Source organism: Persicirhabdus sediminis (assembly GCF_016595495.1).
In the GTDB taxonomy this organism is placed as follows: Bacteria; Verrucomicrobiota; Verrucomicrobiia; order Verrucomicrobiales; family Akkermansiaceae; genus Persicirhabdus; species Persicirhabdus sediminis.
The window spans coordinates 1-4,388 of sequence record NZ_JAENIM010000018.1; the positions used below are offsets into that span (position 1 = coordinate 1).

Sequence of the window (4,388 nt, forward strand, 5' to 3'; positions counted from 1 at the left end):
CGTCGATACTGGGTTAAGGTTTATAGTTTTCATAAAACTGACACTGGAAACGCGCCATAGGGAGTTAGGTGATACGTCTTGTTATGCAAATTTGATTTAGTTTCATTGTGCTAGTTACAAGCTAGGTCTGTTCCAATGGTAATGATACAACCGCTCGCTTAATACCAGATATAATGCCTAATCTAATCAACTCATTCTCAACTAAGCAAACAATATCTTCCTGAGACGGTAGTGGATCCGCTCCAAAATAGAGAGACTTATTCCTTGTTCCTGTAAGAGTGAGTGTGATGGCTATCCTATCTGGCAAAGCTATATCACGTATTTCACCTAAAAGTTGTAATTCTTCTGATACCTTTACTGTAAATTCTTGTCCTGAAATATGGCTAATTTCCCCTGTAACTTCGGGAGTAAAGTAATTCCCAGATGAACTATTCTCCACGCCTTCTGAAAGACCGACGAAAGATACCCAAATTAGGCTGATTGTTAGCAAAATGACCAGAGTAATAGCGAAGCGTTTCATTGATAGCATAACGTCAGAGGTGTGGCAGCGGCTACTGAGAGCGCACCTCCGAAACAGGGTTAAGTGTTGTAGTAAAGAGGGTCATTTCGACTCGGAGCGAGTAGCCGCTTGTCCACCACCGCCTTGTTCGCCGGATTTCGATTTTTGGGTGGTGGGAGCATCGAAAGCAGCAGCGAAATCAATCGACCACAAAACGTGATCATCACGGACCTCTTCGAATTCACTGATCACGGTCACCACGCAGTCTTGATTGTAGAATACCGCTGTGGAAGGCGATGCATTGGGTCTCTGGTCCAGATTCATCGAGTCGAACTCATGGGAGGTGAGGTGGCTAAGCCCGTCACATACATCGTCACGAAATCGCCGAGCCAAGCCAGCGTAGAATCTTCGGCTTTCGACTGACGAATCACGGATTCCTGGTCGATCTATTCCTTCTGGAATGAGCTTGGTGATATCCAAGAGGAGTGACCTTCGAACCACGACCTTGGTTTCTACACTATCGTAGTAGCTGGACTCGGCCTTCACGACCCAATCGTCCGGAAACTTGAAGTGCTCTAACACACCATCAACAATCTTCTTCTCAGAGTCGGCATTCATTGTCCCGAGAGATGCAAGTAGTCCTAGCGCGACGAGGAGTGATCTCATTTCTTTGGCGAACGTCTAGCACACCAACCGCTGACCGCTCAGCGCGCTAGGTTTTTGGGTTTGGATTGAAATTGTCATGAAGGTCAGTAATTCGGCGGGGAGGCGGTTGGGTGCTGCGCCTTGTTCGCCTTGTCTAGTTGCTGTTCGGAAGAGCGGACGAAGGACACCGATCCAGCTTTTGCTCGGAACGCTCCACAAAGGTCAGAGCCCATAGCTGAATCCAAAGTAACCCCGAAGAATCCTTGGCCCTGGCGCTCCTCTTCAGTCGAAAACCCGAGCTCAAAGAGAATGTTCTCCGGGATGAACTGTTCGAGATCTGTGGAAACGATGTCTGTGAATTCGAATCCTACGGTGTGCCTCTTGATCAGTTTGAAATAGCCTTGATCATCGACCTCATCCGTCATCTCCCACGCCTCGACTTCCAACTTAATCAGATCGTCCCCAACCCGAAAGTGCCGGACGGGTGAATCATGGAAATCGGGCCAATATCCAAATGCGTCGATGACGCTCTGGAAGTTTTGAAGATAGGTTGGGATCAGTGGCATGGGATTTTTTGGCGAACGTCTAGCACACCAACCGCTGACCACTCAGCGCGCTACGTTTTTGGGTTGGGATTGAAATTGTCATAAAGGTCAGTAATTCGGCGGGGAAGCGGTTGGGTGCTGCGACTTGTTCGCTGTTTTGTTTTTTGTGTTACGGTTACTCAATCTAGCTACGAGTAATCCTGCTAGGAAGAATGCCCAGCCGAACATGATCAGTCCAGCCAGCAAATTCGACATGTCGGGCTGCATCTGATCCTCATTAATAGATCCGAACTTTTTGATCATGCCGATCTCCACCTTCATGAAAACCTGGCTTGCAATACCGTTCAGAACTAAAGCTGATAAGATAGCGTAGATAATCATGAAGAACATCCGGCCTCTAGCTGGACCTGATCCTTTAGCACTAGGTCTATCTGATTTATAGCCGAATATCCCGATAAGGAAAAACGAGACTGCTATTATAGCCCAACCAGTAATCTCAAGCATAGTAAGTGATGTTTCCGAGCGAACGTCTAGCACACCAACCGCTGACCGTTCAGCGTGCTACGTTTTTGGGTTTGGATTGAAATTGTCATGAAGGTCAGTAATTCGGCGGGGAAGCGGTTGGGTGCTGCGCCTTGTTAGCCAAGTTGATATTCTGAGCGCAGAATGCTGTATTCGACAATGTCCTGAAGAACTCCATCTTTGATAGTGTGTTGCCTTTGTATACCTTCACGTGTCATTCCGACTTTTTTCATGACCTTCCCAGAGGCTATGTTACCTCCAAGGTGTCGAGCATAGATCTTATTGAGAGATAGCTCTTCGAAGCCATACTGAATAATACGTTTAGACGCTCGTGTGCAGTATCCTTGCCCCCAGTACTTATGGGCAATCCAATAACCTAACTCAGCAAATTGATCATTCAGTTTTAGTCCCAGGTTGATAGCGCCAACTAGATCACCTTCAAGAGTTCTTATAGCTAGAGTAATATTACGTTGTTCGAGATACAAAGTAAGATGAGCCGCAATCCATTTCTCAGCGACTCCGTCAGGATATGGATGCGGAACGTGTTGAGTGGTCTTTGCAACCATCTGATCACCTGCATAAGATTGAACGAGAAGGGAATCCGATTGAGTAAAAGGCGACAAATTTACACCATTGCCTGTGAGTGTTGGAAGTTGCATATTTTAGGCTAACGTCTAGCACACCAACCGCTGACCGCTCAGCGCGCTACGTTTTTGGGTTGAGATTAAAATTGTCATAAAGGTCATTAATTCGGCGGGGAAGCGGTTGGGTGCTGCGACTTGTTAGGCAAGTCGATTTATGGGAAGTAAGGATAGTTTATGTGAAACTAATATGGGCTGTAGAATCGGCTTTTGTTCAGGTTTCGTGAACCAGACGAAATCACAATCATCTGTAAAATACCACGTCTGGATTACTATGCCTGTTACTGTGTCAATGTACATGTCCCCAGCAGACCCAGAACTGTAGGCCTGTCTGATCCTTTCTATATCTGGAGATGTGACGGACAGTGAATCAGAGTCAAAGAACTTCATATTCGGAAGGGTAGTGAAAACCTCTCTGAAGAAATTAAGTCTGGATTCGAGTCTTTCATTCGCGACGGATTTAGCGACTCTCATAGAGCTATGTTCCTCCCACTCGGATCGACTTAACCAATGATCAAATATGGAAATCTGATTATCCGCTTCAGTATCAGAAACCTGTTCATAGAGATCTTCAACGTTCATAATTTAGCCTAACGTCTAGCACACCAACCGCTGACCACTCAGCGCGCTACGTTTTTGGGTTGGGATTAAAAAGGTCATAAAGGTCATTAATTCGGCGGGGAAGCGGTTGGGTGCTGCGCCTTGTTCGGTTGATTTATTTATAGGAGTTGGCGTTCTAACTTGTGATCGGTGATGCTGCCGCCCTTGGTCAATTCACTCAAACTCAGCAAAAACCAACCGGCATATCGTCTACATAGGAAAAGCTAAGCAAAAGTTTGAGGATCTAACGATTATAAAATAACAAAAAGAATTAAGACTAACTTTAGCGAGCCAGAAACGGAAAACACCTTCTCGATGTGAGACTATCAGCTGGGAAACTGTATCTCTTAATCTGAAGCTTCTAGCAGGCGTAGAATTAAAACCGAACGTCTAGCGCACCAACCGCTGACCACTCAGCGCGCTACGTATTTGGGTTGATGTTAAAATTGTCATAAAGGTCAGTTACTCGACGGGGAAGTGGTTGGGTGCCGCGTCTTGTTCGCCCTTGATTGGCCGTTAGTCAGCAGTGCAGTAGTCATGTGATTAGGGAAGCGGACGATCACACTCTCGCCAATGGAACTCGTAGAACGACTGCACGGCAATATCAAAAGCATGCTTCAAACGGCTATCTGCAAGAATCTGGAGAGCTAGACCATAATCATCCTCATCAGTGTCTGAGGCCTCGATTACCTCCCAATTGGTGAAGGCTACCGACTGCCGAGTATGCGGATTCTCTCTGAGATCGCAATCGAGCAACGTTCCATCTCCAACAGCAAAGATTCCGTTTACGTCATCGCCCTGATCGCAGGTAATCTGAATAACAGTCGATGGTGGAAAGCCTCGCTCGGTAAAGAGATTGCGTGCTCCCTCCCAGCAAATGCGATACCGGAACTCTGCAGTCTGGCTGACCAGATCGAAGTAATCTCTCACTATTCG

Annotated in this window: 6 protein-coding genes; all 6 read right to left on the reverse strand. The window is 46.5% G+C overall.

Going from position 1 to position 4,388, the window contains the following annotated elements; genetic code table 11:
• Window positions 1–121: 121 nt before the first annotated feature.
• A complete protein-coding gene (locus tag JIN82_RS03405; RefSeq protein ID WP_200310239.1) occupies window positions 122–520 on the reverse strand; it encodes a hypothetical protein in 399 nt (132 codons plus the stop codon).
• Window positions 521–601: 81 nt separating this feature from the next.
• Window positions 602–1,117, reverse strand: a complete 516-nt coding sequence (locus JIN82_RS03410; RefSeq protein ID WP_200310240.1) for a hypothetical protein — start codon at window positions 1,115–1,117, stop codon at window positions 602–604.
• 131 nt (window positions 1,118–1,248) lie between these two features.
• Window positions 1,249–1,710 (reverse strand): Imm50 family immunity protein, encoded by a 462-nt coding sequence (locus JIN82_RS03415; RefSeq protein WP_200310241.1) that lies wholly within the window; start codon window positions 1,708–1,710, stop codon window positions 1,249–1,251.
• A gap of 87 nt (window positions 1,711–1,797) precedes the next feature.
• Entirely contained in the window at window positions 1,798–2,193 is a 396-nt protein-coding gene (locus JIN82_RS03420; protein WP_200310242.1) for a hypothetical protein, read from the reverse strand.
• A gap of 134 nt (window positions 2,194–2,327) precedes the next feature.
• Entirely contained in the window at window positions 2,328–2,870 is a 543-nt protein-coding gene (locus JIN82_RS03425) for a GNAT family N-acetyltransferase (RefSeq protein WP_200310243.1), read from the reverse strand.
• 1,125 nt (window positions 2,871–3,995) lie between these two features.
• The coding region (locus tag JIN82_RS03430; protein ID WP_234041730.1) for a hypothetical protein at window positions 3,996–4,388 on the reverse strand (393 nt) is incomplete at its 5' end.